The 23,987-nt window shown below is 71.2% G+C and carries 23 protein-coding genes; 11 read left to right on the forward strand and 12 right to left on the reverse strand.

The features are described 5' to 3' along the window. The first annotated feature begins 119 nt into the window (after positions 1–119). The 3 genes from B207_RS0110565 to B207_RS33415 all read left to right on the forward strand — a co-directional run bounded on the left by B207_RS0110565 (position 120) and on the right by B207_RS33415 (position 3,200). A complete protein-coding gene (locus tag B207_RS0110565) occupies positions 120–809 on the forward strand; it encodes a response regulator transcription factor (RefSeq protein ID WP_018636504.1) in 690 nt (229 codons plus the stop codon). Between the two features lie 7 nt (positions 810–816). Then, positions 817–2,310, forward strand: coding sequence for a sensor histidine kinase (locus B207_RS0110570; RefSeq protein ID WP_018636505.1), 1,494 nt, complete (start codon positions 817–819; stop codon positions 2,308–2,310). A 155-nt stretch (positions 2,311–2,465) separates the two neighbouring features. Then, a complete protein-coding gene (locus B207_RS33415) occupies positions 2,466–3,200 on the forward strand; it encodes a phosphatase PAP2 family protein (protein WP_154675272.1) in 735 nt (244 codons plus the stop codon). A 24-nt stretch (positions 3,201–3,224) separates the two neighbouring features. On the opposite strand, the gene B207_RS0110580 is transcribed toward B207_RS33415, so the two are convergent. The 6 genes from B207_RS0110580 to B207_RS0110605 form a co-directional block, all read right to left on the reverse strand. Then, positions 3,225–4,274: an aldo/keto reductase gene (locus tag B207_RS0110580; RefSeq protein ID WP_018636507.1), complete on the reverse strand. Its 1,050-nt coding sequence runs from the start codon at positions 4,272–4,274 to the stop codon at positions 3,225–3,227. A gap of 20 nt (positions 4,275–4,294) precedes the next feature. After that, positions 4,295–5,482, reverse strand: a complete 1,188-nt coding sequence (locus B207_RS0110585; protein ID WP_018636508.1) for a cytochrome P450 — start codon at positions 5,480–5,482, stop codon at positions 4,295–4,297. After that, complete coding sequence (locus B207_RS0110590; RefSeq protein WP_018636509.1) at positions 5,479–6,741, reverse strand: amidohydrolase family protein; 1,263 nt, start codon at positions 6,739–6,741, stop codon at positions 5,479–5,481. The genes B207_RS0110585 and B207_RS0110590 overlap by 4 nt, the downstream gene beginning before the upstream one ends. Positions 6,742–6,823: 82 nt before the next feature. Continuing rightward, entirely contained in the window at positions 6,824–7,276 is a 453-nt protein-coding gene (locus B207_RS0110595) for a pyridoxamine 5'-phosphate oxidase family protein (protein WP_018636510.1), read from the reverse strand. 85 nt (positions 7,277–7,361) lie between these two features. Continuing rightward, a complete protein-coding gene (locus B207_RS0110600; RefSeq protein WP_018636511.1) occupies positions 7,362–8,186 on the reverse strand; it encodes an SDR family oxidoreductase in 825 nt (274 codons plus the stop codon). Positions 8,187–8,220: 34 nt separating this feature from the next. After that, positions 8,221–9,438, reverse strand: a complete 1,218-nt coding sequence (locus tag B207_RS0110605; protein ID WP_018636512.1) for a CaiB/BaiF CoA transferase family protein — start codon at positions 9,436–9,438, stop codon at positions 8,221–8,223. Between the two features lie 251 nt (positions 9,439–9,689). On the opposite strand from B207_RS0110605, the gene B207_RS0110610 reads away from it, so the two are divergent. Continuing rightward, positions 9,690–10,442, forward strand: coding sequence for a TetR/AcrR family transcriptional regulator (locus tag B207_RS0110610; RefSeq protein WP_407671400.1), 753 nt, complete (start codon positions 9,690–9,692; stop codon positions 10,440–10,442). Positions 10,443–10,449: 7 nt separating this feature from the next. On the opposite strand, the gene B207_RS0110615 is transcribed toward B207_RS0110610, so the two are convergent. Beyond that, positions 10,450–11,169, reverse strand: a complete 720-nt coding sequence (locus tag B207_RS0110615) for an alpha/beta fold hydrolase (RefSeq protein ID WP_018636514.1) — start codon at positions 11,167–11,169, stop codon at positions 10,450–10,452. 163 nt (positions 11,170–11,332) lie between these two features. Between B207_RS0110615 and B207_RS0110620 the strand changes: the two genes are divergently transcribed. Both B207_RS0110620 and B207_RS0110625 read left to right on the forward strand, forming a co-directional pair. Then, entirely contained in the window at positions 11,333–11,986 is a 654-nt protein-coding gene (locus B207_RS0110620; RefSeq protein WP_018636515.1) for a TetR family transcriptional regulator, read from the forward strand. A 166-nt stretch (positions 11,987–12,152) separates the two neighbouring features. Next, on the forward strand, positions 12,153–12,863 hold the full coding sequence (locus B207_RS0110625; RefSeq protein WP_018636516.1) for an alpha/beta fold hydrolase: 711 nt from the start codon (positions 12,153–12,155) through the stop codon (positions 12,861–12,863). A 791-nt stretch (positions 12,864–13,654) separates the two neighbouring features. On the opposite strand, the gene B207_RS0110630 is transcribed toward B207_RS0110625, so the two are convergent. Further along, entirely contained in the window at positions 13,655–14,911 is a 1,257-nt protein-coding gene (locus B207_RS0110630; RefSeq protein WP_018636517.1) for an ROK family protein, read from the reverse strand. Between the two features lie 67 nt (positions 14,912–14,978). Here B207_RS0110630 and xylA point away from each other — a divergent pair, with 67 nt between their 5' ends. From xylA to B207_RS0110645, 3 genes are all read left to right on the forward strand, one after another. Beyond that, the gene (gene xylA / locus B207_RS33420) at positions 14,979–16,223 is read left to right on the forward strand and encodes a xylose isomerase (protein ID WP_018636518.1); all 1,245 of its coding nucleotides are present in this window, start codon (positions 14,979–14,981) and stop codon (positions 16,221–16,223) included. Between the two features lie 14 nt (positions 16,224–16,237). Then, complete coding sequence (xylB, locus tag B207_RS0110640; protein WP_018636519.1) at positions 16,238–17,695, forward strand: xylulokinase; 1,458 nt, start codon at positions 16,238–16,240, stop codon at positions 17,693–17,695. Between the two features lie 211 nt (positions 17,696–17,906). Further along, positions 17,907–18,137, forward strand: a complete 231-nt coding sequence (locus B207_RS0110645) for a hypothetical protein (RefSeq protein ID WP_018636520.1) — start codon at positions 17,907–17,909, stop codon at positions 18,135–18,137. A gap of 28 nt (positions 18,138–18,165) precedes the next feature. Here B207_RS0110645 and B207_RS0110650 read toward each other — a convergent pair whose 3' ends face one another. Then, the gene (locus B207_RS0110650) at positions 18,166–18,348 is read right to left on the reverse strand and encodes a hypothetical protein (protein WP_018636521.1); all 183 of its coding nucleotides are present in this window, start codon (positions 18,346–18,348) and stop codon (positions 18,166–18,168) included. A 21-nt stretch (positions 18,349–18,369) separates the two neighbouring features. After that, on the reverse strand, positions 18,370–18,894 hold the full coding sequence (locus B207_RS33425; RefSeq protein WP_018636522.1) for an SRPBCC family protein: 525 nt from the start codon (positions 18,892–18,894) through the stop codon (positions 18,370–18,372). Positions 18,895–19,415: 521 nt separating this feature from the next. On the opposite strand from B207_RS33425, the gene B207_RS0110660 reads away from it, so the two are divergent. Next, the gene (locus tag B207_RS0110660; RefSeq protein WP_018636523.1) at positions 19,416–20,102 is read left to right on the forward strand and encodes a TetR/AcrR family transcriptional regulator; all 687 of its coding nucleotides are present in this window, start codon (positions 19,416–19,418) and stop codon (positions 20,100–20,102) included. 413 nt (positions 20,103–20,515) lie between these two features. Further along, complete coding sequence (locus tag B207_RS0110665) at positions 20,516–21,430, forward strand: ABC transporter ATP-binding protein (protein ID WP_018636524.1); 915 nt, start codon at positions 20,516–20,518, stop codon at positions 21,428–21,430. A 64-nt stretch (positions 21,431–21,494) separates the two neighbouring features. Here the strand turns inward: B207_RS0110665 and B207_RS33430 are convergent, their stop codons facing one another. Further along, positions 21,495–22,274 carry a TetR/AcrR family transcriptional regulator C-terminal domain-containing protein gene (locus B207_RS33430; RefSeq protein ID WP_018636525.1) on the reverse strand — a complete coding sequence of 260 codons (780 nt, stop codon included), beginning with the start codon at positions 22,272–22,274 and terminating at the stop codon, positions 21,495–21,497. A 198-nt stretch (positions 22,275–22,472) separates the two neighbouring features. Continuing rightward, positions 22,473–23,705, reverse strand: a complete 1,233-nt coding sequence (locus tag B207_RS0110675; RefSeq protein WP_018636526.1) for an ABC transporter substrate-binding protein — start codon at positions 23,703–23,705, stop codon at positions 22,473–22,475. Positions 23,706–23,987 lie beyond the last annotated feature (282 nt).

The following is a 23,987-nucleotide window of genomic DNA, read 5'->3' on the forward strand; positions in this document are numbered from 1 at the left end:
GCGGACTGCCCTCCTACCGGAGCTCCGCTGTCTGTTTCAGCCCGACACGCCGGGCACCACCAGCCCTTGACAGACCATTGCTCCCACTAACTGCCCGGTCTTGGATCTAGCGTGGGTCCATGCGGGTACTGGTGGTCGAGGACGAGACGCGGACCGCAGCCCTGCTACGCCGCGGTCTGGTGGAGGAAGGGTTCGCCGTCGACGTCGTCGCGGACGGCCTCGAGGCGGTGTGGCAGGCCAGCGAGGTCGCCTACGACGTGATCGTCCTCGACCTCATGCTGCCGGGCATCGACGGGTTCGAGGTCTGCCGGCGGCTCCGCGCGGCCCGGCGCTGGGCGCCGGTGCTGATGCTCTCCGCCCGGGGCGAGGTCACCGACCGGGTCCGCGGGCTCGACGTCGGTGCGGACGACTACCTCGCCAAGCCGTTCAGCTTCGACGAGCTCTCCGCCCGGATTCGAGCGCTCATCCGCCGTGGGTCCCACGAACGTCCGGTCGTTCTGGACGTCGACGGGTTGCGGCTCGACCCCGCCGGCCGCACCGCGAGCCGCGACGGCACCGACCTCGACCTCTCCCCGAAGGAGTTCGCGCTCCTCGAGTACCTGATGCGCCACCCCGGCGAGGTACTCAGCCGCACCGCGATTCTCGAACACGTCTGGGACTTCGCGTACGACGGAACCTCGAACGTGGTTGACCAGTACATCGCCTACCTCCGCCGGAAGATCGACAGGCCGTTCGGGACGTCCCAGCTGGAAACGGTCCGCGGCGCCGGGTACCGGCTGCGCGTCGCCGCCAGCGCGCAGCCGGGCTGACCGGCCGATGCCGCTACGCATCCGCCTCGCCGCCGTCTTCGCGCTCGGAACGCTGTTCGTCCTCGCCGGGCTGGGAGTCCTGTTCTACGTCCTGCTGCTGACCAGCCTCCGGAGTTCGCTGGACGAGGGGCTCTCCGCACGCGCCGAGGCCCTGCGTACCCGGCTGACCGGGACAGGCCCTCCCTTCGCCCGGGAGCTGGCGTCGGCGAGCCCGTTCACGCAGCTGATCGGCGCCGACGGCCGCGTCCTCGCCTCGTCGCCGCCCGCTCTGACCGATCCGCTGGCCGACAGCGCGCTCCTCACGGCCGGCCGCGCCGGTGAGACCTTCGGCACCGGGCTGCTCAGGACGGACGACGAGGACGACGACGAGGCGGATGAGGAGAGGGAGGAGGAGAGCGACGAGGAGCGGGTGCGCCTGGTCGCCGGGCCGGTTCTCCTCGCCTCCGGCGAGCGGGCGGTGCTCGTGGTCGCCTCCCCCACCGACATCACCGATCTCGCCGAGGACCGCGTCCGCGACGTGATCGTGCTGGCCGGCACCCCCATGGTGCTGTTGTCCGCGCTCGCCGCCTGGGTGCTGTCCGGCTCGGCCCTGCGCCCGGTCGAACGCATGCGCCGCCAGGCGGCAGCCATGGAGGCCGCCGACATCGGTGGCCGTCTGGAGGTCCCGCGGACCCGGGACGAGATCGCCGCTCTCGCCGCCACCATGAACGGTCTGCTCGACCGCCTGCAGGCGGCGCGTGCCCGGGACCGCGCCTTCGTCGCCGACGCGGGTCACGAGCTGCGCACCCCGTTGACCAACCTGAAGGCCGAGCTCGAGTTGGCGCTGCGGCCCGGCCGCTCCCACGGGGACCTCACCGAGGCGGTGTCCGCGGCCGCGTTCGAGACCGAACGGCTGATCCGGCTGGCGGAGGCGCTGCTGGCCCTCGCCCGCTTCGACGCGGACCCCGTGCAGTTCGCGAGCCGCGAGACCGTCTCGGTGCGGGATCTTCTGGACCGCGCTGTCCGCGCGGCCACGCCGGCCGCCCAGGCGCGCGAGACGCGGCTGCGGCTGCACACCGACGGGCCGCTGCTGGTCGACGTGGATCCCGACCGTGTTCGCCAGGCCGTCGACAACCTGCTCGGCAATGCGATCCGGCACGCACCACCCGCCACCTGCATCGACGTCGACGCGGGCCTCACGCCGGACCCGCCTGCTCCCATGGACGGATCCGAGAGGGAGGACGAGTCGGCGGCCGGGCAGGAAAGACGGGCCACTGTACGGATCACCGTCCGCGACCGGGGCCCGGGCTTCCCCGCGGACTTCCTGCCACGGGCCTTCGAACGGTTCACCCGAGCCGACACCGCCCGCAGCCGCGCCCAGGGCGGAACCGGCCTCGGCCTCGCGATCGTCGCCGCGATCGCCACCGCCCACGGAGGCCAGGCCAGCGCTGCCAACCATCCCGAGGGTGGAGCTGTCGTCTCGGTGTCCCTGCGGGTGCGCCACCCGCGGGACGAAGCCTGACCAGCGATCGCCGACGCGGCGACGCGGCGACGTCACATCGTTCTCACACGAACCGGGTTCTAGCCTGCACTCCGGTGACCTGCACGACCTGCGTGGCAGTGTCCGCGCCCGGGCCGGACGGAGAGGGAGTTCGCGTGAGCGGCGGGGTTGAACGGGTGACAAGTCTTCGGCCCGGACGGTGGGTGAAGGACCCGGCAACCGTCCGTCTTCTTGTCGCCGTGCTCGCGGGCGGGCTGCTGACGGCGCTGCTGTGCGCCGTCGCCCTCAGGAACGCGGCACCGTTCGCCCTCGACCTCCACGGGCATCGCTGGGCTCTGGGGCAACGCAGCCACGCGCTGTCCGACATCGCCGTGGCGGTCACGAACACCGGGGTCGGTATCTGCGCCTACGCTCTCGCCGCGGTCAGCGGGGCCGTCGCGGTGGCACGGCGCGCGCTGTGGTGGCTGGGCGCCGTCGTCGGGATCGCGGCGCTGATGACAGGCCAGCTGCTTCGCACCGGTCTGGCGACGGTGATGGGCAGGGCACGGCCGCCGACAGTCGACTGGATCACCCACCCGTCGGGCTTCGCCTTCCCCTCCGGGCACACCACCACCTCAGCCCTGGTTGCCCTGGGGGTTGCCGCGGTGCTCTACCGCCGCGCCCGCCGGCCCGCCGCTCGGGCCGCGGCCGTCGCCGTACCGGGCCTGTGGGCGTTCGCCGTGGGCGTCAGCCGGATCTATCTCGGCGTCCACTGGCCGTCGGATGTCCTCGCCGGATGGTTGTTCGCGCTCCTGCTGGCCTGCGTCTGCCTGCCGCCGCTGGCAGTCCTGCTCGGAAGGGTCGGGCAGGACGGGTCAGGCCCGCCCAGACCAGTCCTGGCCCGGGACCAGCATGGCACCCCCCCGGCCTGAGCTTGTCCGCCTCGTCGGTGTCGGCTACGCCGAGACGCGCGATGTCCGGCGGCGGGCGGCGGGCTGGAGGGACGGGTACTGGGTGAAGTGGTCGACCCCGGGCAGGTCGGTGCCAGGTGGCACCACCTCGTCGACGGCGTCGAGCACGTCCTCGCCGAGGTCGACGTCCGCCGCGTTCAGGGCGTCCTCGAGGTGTTTCATCGTGCGGGGCCCGATGATCGTCGAGGTGATCGCGGGATGGCTGGCGACGAAGGCCATGGCCAGCTCGGTGAGGGTGATGCCCGCCTTGTCGGCGATGTCGCGCAGGGCATCCACGGCGTCGAACCGGACGGGCGCGGCGCGCTCGGCGGCCGAGGTGACGGTTCCCTGCATGAAGGGGCTGTCCGGGTCGTACCGCGATCCCGCCTGCGGCTCCTGGCCACGCTGGTACTTGCCGGTCAACCAACCGCCGGCGAGGGGGCTCCAGGGGATGACCGCCATCCGGTGCCGCTGGCAGGCCGGCAGCACCGCCTGTTCCACCGACCGCGCGAAGATCGAGTACTGCGGTTGTTCGCAGACGAACCGCTCGCCGTTCCGCCGGGCCGCCGCCCACTGGGCCTCGACGATCCAGTCCGCGGGGAACGACGACGAGCCCAGGTAGAGGACCTTGCCCTGACGGACGAGGTCGGTCAGGGCGCCGAGCGTTTCCTCCAGATCGGTGTTCCAGTCGAGCTTGTGGATCTGGTAGAGGTCGATGCGGTCGGTGCCCAGCCGGCGCAGACTGCCCTCGACGGCCTGGGTGATCCAGCGTCGGGAGGATCCCCGCTGGAGCTGGCCGCCCATGGGGAAGAAGCACTTGGTCGCGAGCACCACCTCGTCCCGGCGTGGGCCCACCGCCTGCCCGACGATCTCCTCGGCCTGGCCGCCGGAGTAGACGTCGGCGGTGTCGACGAAGTTGATTCCGCCGTCCAGCGCCCGGCGGATGACCCGCACGCTCTCGTCGGCATCGACGTTGCCCAGCCGGCCGAAGTTCATCGTGCCCAGACACTGGGTGCTGACCTCGACACCGGTCGTGCCGAACCTGCGATATCTCATGAGTCTCCCTCAACCCCGAGCTACCCGGAAATGGGCAGCCTCTGGTAGCCGCGGACGGTGCTGGTGTGCAGGCGTACCGCGTTGTCCCGATCGACCTCCCAGGTCGGGAAGCGGCGCAGGGTCTCCTCCAGCGCGATACGCCCCTCCATCCGGGCGAGTGCCGCCCCCAGGCAGAAGTGCGCCCCGCGGCCGAAGGCGACGTGGCTGTCGACCCGCCGCCGGATGTCGAAGCGGTCGGGGTCGTCGTACCTGCGCCCGTCACGCCCGGCGGACGCGGTCAGGAGGATGATCTTCGACCGTGCCGGGATGGTGGTGCCGTGGAGTTCGACATCCCGGGTGGTGACACGGCCCTGCACCGGGGACGGCGATTCGTACCGCAGGGTCTCCTCGACCGCGTTCCCCAGCAGCGACGGGTCCGCGGCCAGCTCCGCCCGCTGGTCGGGGTGCGTCTCGAGCACGTCACACGCCCAGCCGAGCAGCCGTGCCACGGTCTCGGTGCCGGCGGCCACGAGCAGCGCGGTGAAGTCGGCGGCTTCGGAGGTGGTGAGCCGGCGGGTGCTCCCGTCGGTGTCGATCTCCGCCTGCACGAGGGCCGTCATCATGTCGTCCCTGGGCGCGGCCCGCCGCGCCTCCAGCTGGTCGGACAGGTAGGCGTGGAACCTGGCGCTGGCCGCCATCGCGATGTCGTTGACCATCCCCTTCTCCGGATCGTGGTGAAAGGTCTCGTCGATCGTGTGGCGGATCTCCTCGCGGTCGGCCGGGTCCACGCCGATCAGCTCGGAGATCACCATGGACGGGAGCAGCGCGGCGAAGTCCTGGATGTAGTCGAACCCGCCACCGCCGACCTGCCGGTCCAGCAGTTCCGCGCAGATCTGCCGGATGTGGCCCTCGAGCCCGCCGACCCGACGCGGCGTGAACGCCCTCGAGACCAGCACCCGCAGCATCGTGTGCGTCGGCGGATCCATGAAGATGATCTGCCCGGTCTTCATCGGCTCGGGCGACATGAGCTCGAGGACCGTGCCGTACGCCGAACTGTACGTCGTGGTGTCCAGATGGGCCGCGTCGACGTCCGCGAACCGGGACAGCGCGTAGAAGTCCAGCTTCTCGTTGCGGTACACGGGCGCCTCGTCGCGCAGGCGTCGCCATACCGGATGCGGGTCGACGTGGAAATCCCGATCGAACGGGTCCCAGTAAAGATTCTCCGTCATGCGGTCTGGCCCTGCTTCTCCGCGTAGAGGCGGGCCCATTCCCGGCGGGAGCGAATGGTCGTGTCGACGTCGGTCGCGATCGCACGGCGGGCACCTACGGTCGCCCGCTCCCTGGGGATCTCGGAGAACGGGTCCCAGTTGAAGAACCGGCAGGCGTTCCGCCAGGTGATCTTGTCGATTTCCTCGTCGGTCGCACCCACGTTGTTCAGCTCGTTGAGCACGAACTCCGGTGCCTCGGGCCAGATCGAGTCGGCGTGGGGGTAGTCGCACTCCCACGCGATGATGTCGATGCCGATCTCGCGGCGCAGCTTCAGCGAGGTGGGGTCGGTGACGTAGCAGGCCAGCGAGTGGTCGCGGAACACGTCGCTGGGCAGCTTCCCGCCGAAGTCACGGCGCAGCCACTTCTGGTTGGTGTAGTGCCGGTCGCAGCGGTCCAGGTAGAACGGGATCCAGCCGATGCCGCCCTCGGAGAACGCGAACTTCAGGTCGGGGTAGCTGCGCATCGCCGGGCCCCACAGCAGGTCCTGCACGGCGAGCGAGGAGATCTGGCAGGCCAGGATGATCAGGTTGTCGATCGGGGCGTCCGGGGCCAGCTTGAGCGCGCCGAAGCCGGTGCCGATGTGCAGGCACATCACCATGCCGGTGTCGGACAGGGCCTCGAACACCGGCGCCCAGTAGGTGATGTCGTGGTAGCTGGGCAGGCCCTCCAGATGCGGCAGCTCGGGCATCGTGACCGCCCGACAGCCCTTCGCCGCCACCCGGCGGATCTCGTTCACCATCAGCTGCGGGTCCCACGTCGGAAGCAGCGCCAGCGGGATGAACCGGCCCGGGTACGTCCCGGCCCACTCGTCGATGTGCCAGTCGTTGTACGCCTGGATCATGATGACGGTGAGCGGATCCTTGAAATGGTTGAGATGCCCGGCGCTGAACCCGGCGAACGTCGGGAAGCACATCGAGGCCAGGATGCCGTTACGGTCCATGTCCCGCACCCGGTCATGGATGTCGTAGACGGCGGGGCGCATCTCCGCGAAGCCAGCCGGGTCCTTGGCCCACTCCTCCGGCGGCCAGGTGACCACCGCGTTGAGACCGCTGACGCCGGTGACCCGGCCCTGGTAGATCCACCGGTCCACCCCGGACTCGTCGGTCTCGACGTGCGGGGCCTGGTCGGCCAGGTTCGCCGGAAGATGGTTCCTGAACATGTCCGGCGGCTCGACCACGTGGTCGTCGATGCTCACCAGCACCATGTCGTCGACGTTCATGACCCTCCTTGAAGGGTGGGGTGGCCCGACAGCCGTCCGGCCCGGGCATCTGTGGTCCGTTCCCCGGCTGCACCGGCAGTTCTCACATCTTGCGGAAATCCCAGCTTGTGACTTTCTCCGGGGTCAGCCGAAGCCAGGCGTGCCGCCCGTCGTAATGCATCTCGTCGCGGCCGGTGTACTTCCGGGCGAAAAGAAGCTCGGGGGTTTCGAGCTCGGGGTTCGGAGTACTGGTACGGGGGGCCTCCCCCACGCTTTCGAGCTTCCCGCGGAGCTCCACCCCGTGCAGCTCGTTGAAAGCATGCCCGCCGTCCACCAGGACGGCCACCCGCGGGTCGCGGGCGATGTCCGTCCAGCGCTGGCTCTTCACGACCGAGTTGAGCCACAGCGCGGCACCGTCCCACACGAACCACAGGGGGGTCAGATGCGGCCCCTCCAGGCTGGACGTCGCCACCCGGCAGGTCCGCTCCTCGGCGAGGAAAGCATCGATCTCGGTCGGACTCATGGCGATCCGGCGGCCCCGGCGCTGCTCTTTCATCGTCTTTTTCGTCCTTCGTAAATGTCGCATCGCTACTGAACGGTGGGCCCGCGCAGCCAGGGCAGCGGGCAGCGCTTCGGTCAGGTCACCGGCCGAGAAGGAACTTCACGACGGGTGTGGCCGGTGGGAAGGACTCGGCGATGCCGGCGCTGAAGTAGCCCGAGTCGGCCGTGAGGGTGATGCCGTTGACGGCGGAGGCGGCGTCGCTGCAGAGGAACAGCAGCGGGTAGGCCTGCTCCAGCGGTGTCGCCGGCTCGGTGCCCACCTCGGCGCGGTAGTCGGTGCCGAAGCCGAGCCATCGGTCCTCGTTGGCCCGGGCCAGGGGGGTGTCGGTCGGGCCGGGGCAGATCGCGTTGATGCGCACACCCTGCTTCAGCAGCGGCATCGCCTGGGACGCGACATAGGCGCAGACGGCCCGCTTGCTCCACATGTAGTCGGCCTTGCCGTGGTCCACCGCCCACTTCGTGGCCTCGTCGAAGTCGGTGATGGCCAGGTACTCCTTGAGCAGCGGCAGGTCCGACTCCCAGCCCAGGCCGGCGGCGGAGGAGATGAAGCCGATGGCCGAGCCGCGGGGCAGCAGCCCACCTGCGAGAAGGCGGTCGATGAGGTAGCGGTGGCCGATGAAGTTGATGCGTTCGATACCGGGAGTTCCGTCGGCGACGCCGGCGGCGAGCAGCAGGGCGTGGACGGGGCCGCCGAGCTGGTCGACGGTGGTGTCGATGGAGGCGGCGTCGGCGAGATTGACGTGGATGGCCCTGGCACCCGAAAGCGTGACCTCGGCGTGGTCGGCGACGACGACCTCTGCGCCGGCGCTCTGCGCGAGTTCCGCGGCGGCGGCGCCCATGCCGGTGGCACCGCCCACCACGAGAACCCGCTTCCCGTCGAACCGGAAGGCGTCGAACAGCGTCATGTCAGGATCTCCAGGCTCTTCGTCGGCAGCGGTGTCACGCGACCACACCGCGGATCTTCAGGTCGAGGACGGCGTCGGTGTCGAGACCGAGCTCGGCGAGGATCTCGTCGCCGTGCTCGTTGAACAGCGGCGCCCGGCCCGCCGGCGAGGGCCGCCCGCCGTACTGGACGGGGGCGGCGGCGAGACGGAACGGGATGCCGGCGGCGGTGGTGCAGTCCTGGACGTACCCGTTGGCGACGGCCTGCGGGTCCGCGGCGGCCTCCAGGGTGTCCTGCACGACGGTCCACTGGCCGACGAAGCTCGCCAGCCGCTCGCGCCACTCGGCCAGCGGGTGCTGGGCGAAGGTGGTCTCGAGGATGGCGATGGCCTCGCGACTGTTCGCCATCAGGGCGGCGTGGTCGGCGAACCGGGGATCGGTCGCGAGTTCGGGGCGGCCGATGACCTCGCACAGGGGTGGCCAGTACCTGCCGGCCTGCAGGCAGGTGAAGGACAGCCAGCGGCCGTCGCTGGTCCGGTAGTTGCCGGTGAGCGGGTTGGAACGCGGCGCGTCGACGGGCGGCGGGGTCCACGGGATGTCGAGCAGCAGGGAGAGGGCGAGGGCCTGGCCCATCGCCCACATCCCGGTCGCCATGAGGGAGACGTCGACCTCGGTGGCCTCGCCGGTGCGCTCGCGGTGGAACAGCGCGCCCATGATCCCTCCGGCGATGGTCATGGCGCCGATGGAGTCCCCGAACCCGGGCGCGGGCGGAACCGGGACATGGCCGTACTCGGGGCGCATGACACCCACCGCGACGCCGGCGCGGGCCCAGAAGGCCAGGGAGTCGTAGGAGCCCCGGTCGGCCTCCGGCCCGCGCTCACCCTGACCCGTCCCTCGGACGTAGATGATGTTCGGATTGTGTGCGCGGATGTCCTCGACGTCGATGCGCAGTTTGGTGCGTACTCCGGGCAGCTTGTTGGTCAGGAAGACATCGCAGGTCGCCGCGAGCCTGTAGAGGACGTCGCGGCCCGCCTCCGAGGTGAGGTCGAGACCGAGGCTGCGCTTGCCGCGGTTGGAGTGCTCCAGCAGCACGTGCACGTCCTTGGGAACGACCGCGACACCCGAGGACGCCAGCGCGCGCATGGCATCCCCGCGCTCGACGTGCTCGATCTTGATCACGTCGGCGCCCCAGTCGGACAGCAGCGCGGACGCGGCGGGTACGAACGTGTGCTCAGCGACCTCGAGAATCCGGACACCCTGCATCACCGCGGTCATGACCACTCTCCCCAGACGAAGACACGATGGCGGTGGACAGGAGACGGTCCGCGCTGTAATCGTGGCCGCACTCCCACTCCTTATGCGACCGACGGTCGCTTACCAGTGGATGAGTATGCGGGCGATGGTCGCATATCGTCAAGACGGAACCGGAGGGCAGCGTGACACCTTCACCACCCGTGGTGACCGATGGTCTCCAGTCGCCTGAGCACGACGACAGGGCCGTGTCGGCCGTGGAGACGGTGTCGGCCGTGGGGACGGTGTCAGCCGAGGAGACGGCGGTTCCCGCCGATCCCGGATCCGCCCGCTGGTGGGCCGAGCGCTCCCTGGCCGACCGCCGGCGCCGGCCGCGCGCCGGTGGCCTGTCCACCGAACGCATCGTCGAGACGTCCCTGGAGGTCCTCCGTGAGGAAGGACTGGACGCCATGACGGTACGTTCGGTCGCCGAGCGGCTCGGCACCAGCAACGCCTCGCTCTACCGGCACATCGCCAGCCGCGACGAGCTGATCGCCCTCATCGCCGACCACGTCATGGGCGACATCCGACTCAAGCGCACCGGCCGCGGCTGGCGTGCCGACGTCGAGGCGCTGATGCTCGAGATGCGCAGGGTCATCCTCAGCCAGCCGCTGCCTCCGTCGGCCGGGCGGAGCCAGTCGGGCTCCGGGCCGAACATGCTGCGCCTCGTCGAGTTCGCCCTCACCCTGTTCCGCGAGGCTGGACTGACCGACAGGCAGGCCGTCTACACGACCATAACGATGATCGAGTTCGTCGGTGGCTCCGCCAGCATCCGACGCAGCCCCGCCGGCCGCGGCTCGAACGGAGTGGCCGGAGCGGCTGGAGCGGCCGGCCTGCGCCAACTCCTCGACGGACTACCCGCTGACGACTTCCCGGCGCTACGTGCGGCCGGGAATCTTTACACCACCGCGTCCGCCGACGACGTCTTCACCCACGGCATGGCCCTCTTCCTCGACGGCGTCACCAGCCAGCTCCCCGGCAGTCACTGAGTGCTCGTCAGGCGGCGGCGACCTCGTGGAGCGCGTCAGCGACCGCCCGCGGCTCGGTGATCATGAGGTCGTGGCCGGTGTCGATCTCCCACAGGCGGCCGGCCGCGTGCGCCTTCTCCATCAGCTCCGCGTCGCGGGTGGCCAGCGTGGAGGTGCACACGATGTGGTATTGCGGGATCACCCAGAGCGCCTCCTCGTTGGTGAGCGTCAGCGGCTGCTCGAAGCACCGCCACGGGTGGCCGGTCAGGCGATCGTCCATCCAGGCGAGGTCGGCGGGATCGGTCACGCCGTAGAAGGCCCCCGCGCCCGGGGCCGGCAGGAGGACCAGCTCGACACCGTCGACCACCTGGCCGTGTGGCCGGGTCGCCTCGATGATCGGCCCGGCGACATCGAGGAGCGACTGGCCGTTCACGGGGTTCGCCGCGTCGAGGTAGACGAGGCGGCCCACCCGGTCGGCGGCCCGGTCGGCGACACCGGTGATGACCATGCCGCCGTAACTGTGCCCGACCAGGATCACGTCCCGCAGGTCCTCGTAGTGCAGCACCGCCACGACGTCCTGGATGTGTAACTCGAGGTCGACCGTCGGGCTCGCCAGGTGTGACCGCTCCCCCACTCCGGTGAGTGTGGGCGCGTGCACCTCGTGCCCGGCAGCCCGCAGCAGACGAGCGACCGGCTGGTAGCACCAGCCGCCATGCCCGCCGCCATGCACCAGGACGTATGTGGCCATGCAGGTCCTCCTTCACCGTGACGGCAGTGCCGGCCCGTCCTCCAGGCCAGCCAGCCGCCCCTGAGCGTGCAGAACACGCGGATATCCCAGATATCCGGATAACCAGGATATCTGGGATGATGTCCTGAGCAAGGCCTGTCGGCGAACACGAGAGAGGAGCCGGGTGCCCGGATCCCCGTCAGGCGATGCCGTCCTCCGCGTGGTTCTCGAGCTGCTGGAGTCCGGCGGCCATGACGCCGTCCAGATCCGTGAGGTGGTCCGCCGCGCACACGTCTCGCCGCTGACGATCTACAAGCTGTTTCCCAGTCGGGACGAGCTCGTCGTGGCCGCGCTCCAGCAGTGGCTGACGGTCAACAGCTGCGCACCGCTGGCACCGCCAGCTCCCGGCGAATCCCTCTACGACGGCCTGATGCGGGTGTTCCGGCACGTCTTCGAACCGTGGGAACGCAACCCGCGCATCCTCGAGGCCTATCACCGGGCGCGGAACGGGCCGGGCGGACGAAAGCTCGACCAGCAGGCCATGGGCGCCATCGAACCGGTCGCGCGCGCCATCCTGGTCGGCGGCGACCCCACCTACATCGACGACATCGGGCTGATCCTCACCAACATGGCCTACGCCGTGGTCGGTCAGTTCGCGAACGGCGAGCTCGACATCACCGCCATCCTCCCCGCACTCGAGCGGGCCGTCTTCCGCCTCACCACCAACAACGAGCCCGCCGCGACGCAGGCGCGACGGGCGCGGCACAGCCTGTACCCCACCTCGCCCGCGCAGCTCGACCGGCAGGACCCGACCGACCCGGGCGAATCACGGCGTTGATGCTCTTCGAGCGGAGCGGGACCGGGCGCAGCAACCCACCCCCAGCGGATACCTCATCCGAGACCGACAGGGAGAGCCGCCAGACGGCCGGGCGGCGGCTGCCGCACCGATGAGACGCGTCCGGAACCGAGGTCTACCGAGGACATCGAGGAAGGGCGGGGACGAGATGATCGAGCTGGACGAGCGGGCACCGGGAAGGCCGCGCGTCTTCGCGCTGATCCCTGGCGCCGGTGGTGCGGGGGTCTACTGGCATCGGCTGGCACCATTGCTGCGGGCCGCCGGCCACGAAGCGGTCGCCATCGACCTGCCCGGAGACGACCCGAGCGCAGGCCTGTCCGAGTACGCCGCCCTGGTCGGCGCCGCGGTGGGCGGACGACGCGAGGTGGTACTGGTCGCGCAGTCGCTCGGCGGGTTCACCGCGCCCCTGGTCGCCGAGTCGGTCCCGGTCAGCGCGATCGTGTTCGTGAACGCGATGATTCCCGTTCCGGGCGAGACGCCGGGCGCCTGGTGGGACAACACCAGGCAGTCCCAGGCCTGCGCCGCCGCGGCCGAGCACGGCGGCTACAGCACCGAGTTCGACCCTGACACGTACTTTCTGCACGACGTGTCCCCCGAGGATGCGGAAGCGATCCTGAAGGATCCCCGTTCCGAGGACGATGCCGTGTTCGGCTCCGTCTGTTCGTTCGGCTGCTGGCCGCGTATTCCGATTCACGTGGTGGCCGGCGCCGACGACCGGCTCTTCCCCGTGGAGTTCCAGCGCCGGGTGGCCCGGGAGCGGCTGGGTGTCGAGGCCGACATCCTGCCGGGAGGTCATCTGATCGCCCTGTCGGAGCCCCACGCGCTCGCGCGCCACCTCCTCGGAACATGCGGAACGTAGCTGTGGATGCTTCGCGGCGCCGACCCGGCGGGCACCGGGCAGGCGTCAACCGGGCCCAGACCGCCCGCCTCTCCGGACCACCGTGTCAGCTCCAGCCCGCGGCCCGTGCCGCCGCAGGCCGGTACTGCGCGGGTATCGGCTGTTGCCCATCCGCGGGCCACGTTCCAGGCGCGAGCGGTGACGGCAGTACTGCCGTTGGCGGCACCGGCGCCAGGGCGGGCCATGATGGCGGCAGCGATGCCGGTGCCGACAGCACCGTCTCACCCGCGGTCCGCCCGGCACCGGTGACTGCACGCCTCGCCCGCGATGCCCCCGCGAGCCCCGTCGGCACCGTCGGCACCGTCGGCACCCGACGTGAGCTCAGCCAGTCCTCGACTGCGTCCATGACCACCGTCATTGCCATGTACGCGAGCGGAAACAGCAGAACGATAAAGATCACCTTGCGGATACCTCACAGTACGGACGAAATCCTGGGATCGTGAAGGGATAGCCCAGATGTGCTAGCCCGTTCGGGTGGCCCTATTTCCGCAGCGGCAGGTTACGAGCTCTGACCGATCGAAGGGACAACCTGGCATAGGCGCAGGTGTCAAGCCCACCGGCGGCTACGGGGACGGTGCGCCGACGCGCCCGACGGCAAGATCTCTATCCGGTTGTGGTGGTCGAGCCGGAAACATTCCCGCTGCCCACGTTTCCGGAATCCTTGAGGAGCGCTGCTACACGGCGGATTCCAGCGCCTTGCCAGCGACCACCTGGATGCGCCGGCCGGGGCCAACCCCTGCCGGTCACAGCACTTACCCGCCGGGCGGCCGGCCGGTCCAACGCGCCGGATCGGCGATCACCGCTGCCAGCTCGGCGAAGGCCGCACCGGTGGCACCGGGGGCGGAGCCGGGCTCGGCCGCGACGATCGTCGGCGCGACCCAGCGGGCCGAGAGCACGCGGGCCCGCAGTGCCTGTTCCAGGTCCGCACGCAGCAGGCCGGCGATCTGGCCCAGATACCCGCCGAGGACGACGGTCGGAACGTCGAACATGTTGACGACGCTGGCCAGCGCGATACCGAGCGCCCACGCGGCCACGCCGACGGCCTGACCCGCTTCCCGGTCGCCGGCCGCCACCCGCTCGGCCAGGAGTTCGGGCGGGGCCGTGGGGTCCAGCCCGGCCGCGGCGAGGATCACGTGCCGCCCGGCGTAGCGCTCCAGGCAGCCGGTCGACCCACACGGGCAGCCCGGGCCGTCGGGGTCGACACAGACGTGCCCGATCTCGCCGGCCCAGCCGTGGGAGCCGGTGATGACCGCGCCGTCCCGGACCACGGCGCCGCCGATGCCGATCCCGCCCGACAGGTAGACGAAGTCCGGCACCGGGCCCGGCCGGCCCGGCGCGTTCTCGGCGACGGTCCGCGCGGCCAGGTCGGCCTCGTTGCCGATCGTCAACGGCAGGCCGGCGAGCGTCCCGGAGGCCAGCAGGCCGGCCGGCCGGATGTCCGACCAGCCGAGGGTCGGTGCCCGCAGCAGCAGCCCGTCCTCCACCGCGACGATGCCGGGCAGCGCGAGCCTGGCTCCGATGAGGGCGGCACCGCCGGGCACCCGGGACAGGACGTCGCGGCCGGCGGCGTCGAGGCGACGCAGCACCTCTCCCGGCGGGCTCGCGACGAGATCTCCGCTTTCGACCCACTCGGCGAGAACCTGGCCGCGCAGGTTGATCACCCGGGCGGCCAGGAAACCGGCGTCGACCTGGAGACCCAGAGCTGCGATCCGCGAGCCGGGGGCCAGTGGTGTCGCGGGGCGCCCCCGGCGGGGCGCGGGCCGGTCCAGCTCCCCCGGGCCCCGCTCGGCCGGGCCCAGTTCGTCCACGATGCCGCCGGCGACGAGCGCGTCGACGAGGCGTGAGGCGGTGGCGCGGGTCATCGAGGTCGCCCCGGCGATATCCGCCCGCGAAAGGTACGCGGGCGCCGACGCGGCGACGGTGCGGGCGACCAGCGCGAGGTTGCTCTCTCGCAGGGTCGCCTGCCGGGCCCCGCTCGTCGGTTGCGGACCGGACAGCTCCAGGGGCACGGGTTGACGCTACCGCGGCCGCGAATTATGTTTCACCGCGATACTAAAGACGCGGATCGGAGCAGCGATGCCACGACAGCCCATCCCCGCGGACAGGTTCTCCTTCGGCCTGTGGACGGTCGGCTGGACCGGCACCGACCCGTTCGGCCTGCCGACCCGGACAGCCCTCGACCCGTGGGAGTACGCCGACCGGCTCGCCGAGATCGGCGCCTGGGGCATCACCCTGCACGACAACGACGTCTTCGCGTTCGACGCCGACGAGGCCACCACCCAGCGGGCGTGCCGCCGGCTGAAGGACGCCACCGACGCGTCCGGCCTGGTCATCGAGATGGTGACCACGAACACCTTCACCCATCCCGTCTTCAAGGACGGCGGGCTGACGTCGAACGACCGCGGCGTGCGCCGGTTCGGCCTGCGCAAGGTGCTGCGCGCGGTGGATCTCGCGGCGCAGCTCGGCGCGACCACGTTCGTGATGTGGGGCGGCCGGGAGGGCAGCGAGTACGACGGGTCGAAGGATGTCTTCGCCGCCCTGGAGCGCTACCGGGAGGGCCTGGACACCGTCGCCGGCTACATCAGGAGCCAGGGCTACGACCTGCGGATCGCGCTCGAACCCAAGCCGAACGAGCCACGCGGCGACATCTTCCTGCCCACCGCCGGGCACGCCCTGGCGCTGATCGCCGAGCTGGAACACGGCGACATCGTCGGGCTCAACCCGGAGACCGGGCACGAGCAGATGGCCAACCTCAACTACACCCACGCGCTCGGCCAGGCACTGTGGAGCGGGAAATTGTTCCACATCGACCTCAACGGGCAGCGGGGCCTGAAGTACGACCAGGACCTGCTCTTCGGGCACGGCGACCTCGTCTCCGCGTTCTTCACCGTCGACCTCCTCGAGAACGGCTTCCCCGGCTACCCGGACGGCCCTCGCTACACCGGCCCCCGCCACTTCGACTACAAGCCGTCGCGGACGGAGGGCATGACCGGCGTCTGGGAGTCGGCACGCGCCTGCATGTCCACCTACCTGCTGCTCGCAGAGAGGGCGGCGGCGTTCCGCGCCGATCCCGCCGTCCAGGAGGCGATGGCCTACGCCGGGGTGTTCGAGCTGGCCAAGCCCACCCTCTCCCCCGGCGAGACCGCGGCCGACCTGCTCACCGCCGACGACGACGACTTTGACCCGGCCAGGGCGGCCGAGCGGGACTTCGGTTTCGTCCGGCTCCAGCAACTGGCGATCGAGCACCTCGTCGGCTCGCCGGCCCCGGCCCCGGCCCCGACCGCGGCCGGTGCCAGGGCCGCCGCCCGCTCAGCTGGCTGAGCCGGCCCGGCGGCATGGTGCTCGTCGCGGGGATCGACTCCTCCACCCAGTCGTGCAAGGTGGTCATCCGGGACGCCGCCTCCGGCGTTCTCGTCCGCCAGGGAACGGCTCCGCATCCCCCCGGGACGGAGATCGACCCCGAATGCTGGTGGACGGCCCTGCTCACCGCGGTCGAGCGGGCCGGCGGCCTCGGCGACGTCGCAGCCGTCTCGGTCGCCGCCCAGCAACACGGGATGATCGCGCTCGACCGCGGCGGACGGGTCATCCGGCCCGCGCTGCTGTGGAACGACACCCGATCCGCCCGCGCCGCGGACGACCTCGTCGCCGAGCTCGGCGCCGAGCGGTGGGCGGCCGCGGTCGGCCTGGTCCCGGTCGCCTCGTTCACCGTCACCAAGCTGCGCTGGCTCGCCGACCACGAACCCGACGCGGCGGGCCGGATCGCCGCCGTCGCGCTCCCCCACGACTGGCTGACCTGGCGCCTGTCCGGCGCCCGGTCGCTGGACGCCCTGCGCACCGACCGCTCCGACGCCTCCGGCACCGGCTACTTCGACGCCTCCGGCGGCGCCATCGGCGCCTACCGGCGGGACCTGCTGGCCCTGGCGCTGCGCCGCGAGCCCGGTGACGTCGGACGGATCGTCCTCCCGACCGTCGCCGGCCCCGAGGACACGGCGGGACGGGGCGACACCGCCAACGGCTGGGGCCGCCTGCTCCTGGGGCCGGGATGCGGCGACAACGCCGGGGCGGCCCTCGGGCTGGACCTGCGGCCGGGCGAGGCGATGATGTCCCTGGGGACCTCGGGCGTCGTCGCCGCGGTCGCCACCGCCGCCACCCGGGACGCCACCGGCTCGGTGGCCGGCTTCGCCGACGCGACCGGCCGCCACCTGCCGCTCGCCTGCACCCTCAACGCCAGCCGCGTCCTCGACGCGACGGCAGCCCTGCTCGGCGTCGACCACGACGAACTCAGCCGGCTCGCCCTCAGCGCCCGACCGGGTGCCGCGGGCCTGGTGTTCGTGCCCTACCTCGAGGGCGAACGCACCCCGAACCTCCCCACCGCCACCGGCTCCCTGCACGGCCTCACGCCAGCATCGATGACCCCGGCCAATCTCGCCCGCGCCGCTGTGGAAGGCGTGCTCTGCCTGATGGCGGGCTGCCTCGACGCTCTGCGCGCCCAAGGCGTGTGCGTCGACCGGGTGACACTCGTCGGCGGCGGCGCCCGGTCATCTGCCGTCCAGGAGATCGCTCCCGCGATCCTCGGGGTGCCGGTAGCCGTGGCCGCGCCCGGCGAATACGTCGCCGACGGCGCCGCCCGGCAGGCCGCGACGGTCCTGGCCCGCGCGAACGGCGCCGCGCCGCCGTCCTGGCCCCGCGCCGCCGCCGTCACCCGCACGGCCGAGCCGCTCCCCTCCGTCCTCGACCGGTACCGGGAGGTGGCGGCGATCGTCGCTGCCACCATCGAGAGCAGACGTGGGTAGGGATCTACCGGCACCGGCTAATTACGCGGATGTGGGCGACGCCCTCGGTGGCGAGACGTTCGTCCAGGCCCCCCGCCCAGACCGCGCGCTGCCGCGCTGCCAGGGTCCGAACCAGAGGGTAATATCGAACTCGAGCAACAGCCACCCGGGTCATGACCCGCGAGCCACGCCCATCCCGGGCGTGCCTGTGGCCCTTTTACGGAGCGACCTGATGGACTCCGACCACTCGCTCACCGCGATCCAACCTGAACCGGCCGCGCTCGGCCGGTACTACGGCTCCTGCGACGGCAAGGCCGCCCTCGCCCGCGAGACCAGCCCCGGCAGCTGGCAGGTCAAGGTCCGCGACCCGATCAACCGCCTGGCCGGCCACGACGGCTGGATGATGCTCGGCACCGGCTGGAGCACACTCGCCGAGGCACGCGCGGCCACCGGGCTGTCCTAACCCCAAACCATGTGGCCCGTCGCTCCCCTCACGGGCGGCGCGGCCGCCGCGCGGGCCTCGGGATCCGGGCCATCATTGCCGGCTGGAGCAGGGTCTCCGGCGTGTCGACGAGATTCGCCAGGCGCATGAACGCCCGGGCGACCGCCGGGTCCACGCTGGCGGCCACGTGCGCGCGCCGCACGTAGGCGTTGACGCAGCGAGCCACGACCACCGACCGCCGCTGCGCGCCGAGTCAGCGCCCCTCCAGAGGCGTCGCCGAGCGCATCGCCGATCCCTCCCCGAGAGCCGCCGTGAGCCCGTTCAGGTGGAGTCCCGTGCCCCCCCGCAGGTGCGCGACGTCGTCCGCGCCGTCCCCGGTCATCACCAGCAGAACGTACTGCTCGGTCCACGTCAGCTTCGTGCCTGCCGCCCGCTCCCGGCTGTCCCGCAGCCCAACGCTGACCAACGACACCCACCGCACCTGGTCGTTGACGACCGCCTCGTAGGTGAAGACAACCAGCCGCCCGGGAACCAACTGGAGGGTGTGCGTACGACGCTCGATCCGCTCGACCGAATCCCCGATCCGCATGGTGCTGCGCAGAAGCTCGGTACCACCGAGGCTGACGTCATACCGGTTACCCGGGTCGGCCTTTCCCGGCAGACGCACCCACCGGGCACGCCGGTCCGATTCCGCGAAAGCGGCATAGACCGCCACCGGCGGCGAACCCAGCTCGCGGTCGAGGACGAATGTGCCATGGAGGGGCTCGTCTGCAGTCACAGCCGAAAGCCTATTCCCGCAGCTGCGGGCCACCGCCGCCCCTGATGGCCCTCGCGATGCGGCCGTGGTGGTGACATGCCCGGGCGCGTGCCTGGCGGCGGCACACCTCGAACCGGCGGCACACCTCGAACCGGCGCCAGCACTGAACCGGCGCCAGCACTGAACCGGCCTCCGGCGGTCGGGCCTGAGCACCAGGTGGCGTCTATCCGAGGCGGGTCTCACCCGTGGCAGGCATCACACCCGCGGCATCGTCACACCGGGAACCTCGATGTCAAGGTCGACGTCGAGCTAAATGTTGGTGCAACATGACACGGACATCGTGAGAGGTGGAGCGAGCGTGGCCCGGAAGCGCAGGCGTGTCGGACCTGCCGTCCGACCTGCACGGCTGGGGCAGGAGCGGCGGGATCTGGGCCTGGCCGCGTCGCCACGAGGTGGCAGCAGCACCCACCAGACCCGCCACCGCTCGCCGGGTTCCGGCGCGAGCCGGCAGAGCCGGTTGACATGCGCCGAGAGGACCGACCGTGCCTGAACGTACCCAACAGGGGACCGCGCTTCCCAACGCCCCCCGCGCACGCCGCGACGAGGTCGAAATCGGGAAGCGTCGTGGTACCGGGCGTACCCGCCGGGGTCGGCAGAGCCGGAGCCAGCTCGTCGACGCGGCCCGCATCGTGTTCGAGCGTGACGGCTTCCTCCACGCCAGGGTGGCCGACATCTGCGATCTGGCGGGTTTCTCCCACGGGTCGTTCTACACGTACTTCGTCTCCAAGGAAGAGATCTTCCGGGAGGTTGTCGACTCGGTCGAGCTTGATCTTCTCACTCCCGAACCGACCGGCTCCGTCACCGATCCGGTCGAACGCATCCGCGCGGCCAACCGGCACTATTTCGAGACCTATGCCGCGAACGCCAAGATAATGCAGGTCATTCAGCAGGTCGCCACCTTCGACAACGACGTTCTCAAGATCCGCCTGCAACGCCACGAGGTCTTCGCTCACGCCATCGAGCAGCGCGTGCGGGCACTCCAGGACGCCGATCTCGCCGACCGCAACGTCGATCCCGCGTACGCCGCGCAGGCGCTCGGCGGCATGGTCGCCTACTTCGCGGACCTTCTGTTCAACACCGAGAACAGCTCGAACTTCGATCTCGACACCGCGGTGCAGCAGCTCACCGTCCTCTGGACGAACGCGCTGGGAATTCGCCCGGAGCTCTGACCCTCGACCAGCAGGAGCATCCGGTGAGCGGATGCCTTGTTGACAGCCGAGGGCCGCCGCGGCCGGTCCGAACGAGGCCCGGGCAGGCGCAGCTCGGGCCTCGTTCGGACCGGCCGGGGCGACCTCCTGGAGGCAGCGCCAACGGCGCCTCGCCCACCGCCCGGCCACCCCCTCGGACCCGTTTCCAGGGGCCACGCCCGCCGCTGGGAATGGTGACGAGTGCGCGATGCCGCCGCGCCGATCAGCCTCCCGCCCCGGCCTCTCGGGTACCGACAGACCCCTTGACCAACGGCTGCCCGTATCTTAATTTCTCCCGGCAGGGAAAAACTGGAGAGACCGCCGTCTGCCCACTGGTGCCGCAGGCGAGAGAAGCCTGGCACGCCGTAGAATCCACGCTTCCGAAAGGCCGAGATGTGAGCACGCTGCTCGATGTCGAGGACCTCGTGGTCGACTATCCGGTCAGAGGTTTTCACAGGAACCCGGTCCGAGCACTACGGGGCGTCTCGGTCGACGTCCGTCCCGGCGAGTGCTTGGGCATCGTGGGCGAGTCCGGATCCGGCAAGACCACGCTGCGCCGCGCGGTGCTGGGGCTCGCACCGGTGGCCTCAGGTTCCATCCAGCTCAAGGGGCAGAACATCGTCCGGCTGTCCCGGGGCGGGCGGCGCCGCCTCGCGGACAAGATCCAGGTTGTTCTCCGCGACTCCGACAGGTCGCTGAACCCGACGCTGACGGTCGAGACGGCGCTCGCCGAACCGCTGCGCGCTCAGCGGGTCCCGGCCGCCGCGGCTGCCAGACGGGTGCGCGAGCTGTTGGACCAGATCGGTCTCCCGGCCAGTGCGGGACGGAGGCTGCCGCGTGAGTTCACGGATGGGCAGCGTCAGCGCCTCGCCGTCGCCCGGGCCATGGCACTGTCTCCGGAGCTGATCATCTGCGACGAACCGGTCGCGGCTCTCGACCCGTCCTCCCAGGCGACGGTTCTCGACCTGCTCGTGGAGCTCCAGAACACCACCGGCGTCGCCTACGTGTTCATCTCCCACGACCTCGCGTTGGTACGGCAGGCGTCGCATCGCGTCGCCGTGATGGAGCATGGAGAGATCGTCGAGCAGATCGAGGGCGACAGGGTTCCCGGCCCGCGGCACGGGTGCCCACCACGGCAGTTCCCGACCGCGTCCGTTCCGGAGCCGACGCCGCGGGGATGCCGTTCCGGACCTCTGGGGCAGGACCGGTGCTGCGCCCGGGCCCGCGGGCGCGGGCCCGACCGGCCCACGACACCGCGGTCAGGCTCGCGGCGAGGAGGCCGCCCGGCCCGTCGCCCCCGCTGGAGCTGACACCCGTACCGGGGCCCCGCGTCCGGGGCTCCGCGTCCGGGGCTCCGCGTCCGGGGCTCCGCGCTCAGTTCGCCGGACGGCGGGCCGTGGAGTTCGCCGCACCGGTGCTTCTGGCCCGCAGGCGCTCCAGGCCGGCCACGATGAACTCGAGCTCGAGCTCGAAGGTCGACTCCTGGGCGTCCCCCGGAGACGGTGTGTCGCTCGGGGGCCTGGTCTCGTCCAGGGACCACTGCCGGGCGGAGACCCGCCGCAGGTGCGGAAGCCGGTCGGCGGGAAGCTCGGCGAGAATGCGCTGTACCTCGGTGACCGTCGGGTGCCGGGCGAAGCGCGCGGCGAAGAGGATGTCCTTGGCGTTGCTGAACACCACCCGGGTGATGAGGGTGAGGGCGTGGCTGGCGCGGTCCTCGTCGAAGCCCGCGTCGAGCAGCCTGGCGAGGAGCGCGTCGGCCGGGACCAGGACGCCCGCTCCGGGAAGCCTGTCGATCAGGAGCGACAGCGAGGCCTCGCGCAGCAGCACCCGACGCACACCGCGCGCGTAGACGCGGACGGCCTCCTGCCAGCTGCCCTCGGGGATGTGCAGGTGCTCCAGCTCCGCTGCCAGGGCCTGCGCGGTGACGAGCTCGAGGAGCTCCTCCCGACCGGACACGTAGTAGCTGACCGCCTTGCGGTCCGCTCCGAGGCGGTCGGCGACCGCCTGGAGCGTCAGAGTGCCGGGATCCAGGGCGATCGCGGCGTCGATGACCATCTGCCGGCTCAGGCGCGGTGGCCGGCCGGGGCGGCGGCGGGGCGGCTCGTGTCCGGGCGTCTGGCCGACGCCCCGCGTCGCGGGGTGGGTGCTGTCCACTACCACCTTCTACAGGTTCCGGGGCGCCTGAGCCGGCGCAGTGCGTACTCCCCGCGGGTGACGGCCCCGGGCCAGGTCGCCGGCCCGGCTGCCGGTGGGGCCGTCAGGGCACGGCTGCGCTGCCCAGCCGGGCAGCCGGGCCACGCCGTGCAGCCGTGTAACCATCGGGCACGGGCGCCCGTGTGCTCCGCGGCCCGGTCAGTCCGGGATGGGCGAGCTCGCGACCACCCTGAAGTCGGTGGACTGACCCTCGTTGTCGAGGACCGTCGTCAGCCCGCCTCGCACGCAGACCGCGGGCGTCTCGGGGAAGGCCTTGCCGTTGCAGCGGAATCGCAGGCCCCCGGCGCCCGGCAGCTCCTTCTCCGGCATCGCGCTGATGGCGGCGGCGGCTGTCGCCGGGGTGACGTCGCCCGTGATCCCCTCGAGCGCCACCGCGAGTCCCGCGAAGGTCACGAACATGCCTCGACCGGTGGACGAGCTCGGGTCGATGTCCTTGCCGTAGGTCTCGAGCACGGCGTTGTAGAGGATAGTGGACGGGTCGTCCCCACCGGTCGGCATCGAGGCGGCGACGGTCATGCCGTCCAGCACGTCGCCCGGTACCGCATCACGGGTCGCGTCGGTGATGCACTGCGAGATCGCGCTGATGGGGCCGTCGAAACCGACGGCCTTCAGACCGTTGAAGGCGCTGATGCAGAAGGAGTCGTTGCCGACGACGAACGCCATGCTCGGGTCGTCGCCGACGACGCCTTGCAGCAGCGGCGTCATGTCAGCCGTGCCGGGCGGGACCCGGACGAGCTGGTAGTCGAGCCCGGCCTCCTCCATCAGTCTCGGCGCGACCTCCTCCACGTTGTGGAGCAGGGCGGGCACGTCGATCACCACCGACGTCACCTTGTCGAGCTTCTCAGCCTTCGCGATGGCGATCGGCAGCTGCTGGATCCCGAAGTTCGGATCGCTCACCGTGAAGGTCGTCGGGTCGGAGAGGACGGCCGGGTTGGTCGCGCCGTACAGCATCACCGGCACATCGGCGGCAGCCAGGGGCTCCCAGACGCTGTCGCCGACCCCCGACTCGCCGACCGCGACCGCGACCACGTCGTTCTCGATCATCTGGTTGCCGCAGTCGGTGGCCTTCGCCGGGTCTGCCTGCGTCTCACATGTCACCAGCTCGACGGGTCGCCCGCCGATCCCCCCGCGGTGCTCGTTCAGGTACTTCGCGGTCGCCTCCGCCACGTCGAACTGGACCGAGTTGTCGATCGCGGCGGACCTGCCGTCGGAGACGATACCGATCTTGACGGGCGCTCCCGCCGCCGCCCTGGCCGGGCCGAGCGCGCTGGCGGCCGCGGCCGAGTCCACCGGGCCGGGCTCACTCCCGTCGTCGTCCGAACCGCACGCGGCGGCGGACACGAGCAGTGTCAGGGACCCCGCTAAGAGCATGCTCGCCGAACGTCGACGGTGTCTCCTCGCCGCGGAACGGCCGTCCAGGACTACCGTGTCGTCCATATCTCTCCCTATCTCACCGTTCGTCTGCCCGCAGAACTCTTCGCCACGGCGGGCCGCCCGGGCCGACGACGGCCACCATCCCGGCTGGCAGTCACCCCTGGCGGCCGTCACCCCTGCCGAGCAGCGCACCGTTCCGCCGGGGCGGAGCCTCGGCTGGTGCCACCGTCGACGGACTACGGCGTTGCCCGCAGATCTGGGTCGTCGCTGACCGACGAG

The organism is Parafrankia elaeagni (assembly GCF_000374165.1).
In the GTDB taxonomy this organism is placed as follows: Bacteria; Actinomycetota; Actinomycetes; order Frankiales; family Frankiaceae; genus Parafrankia; species Parafrankia elaeagni.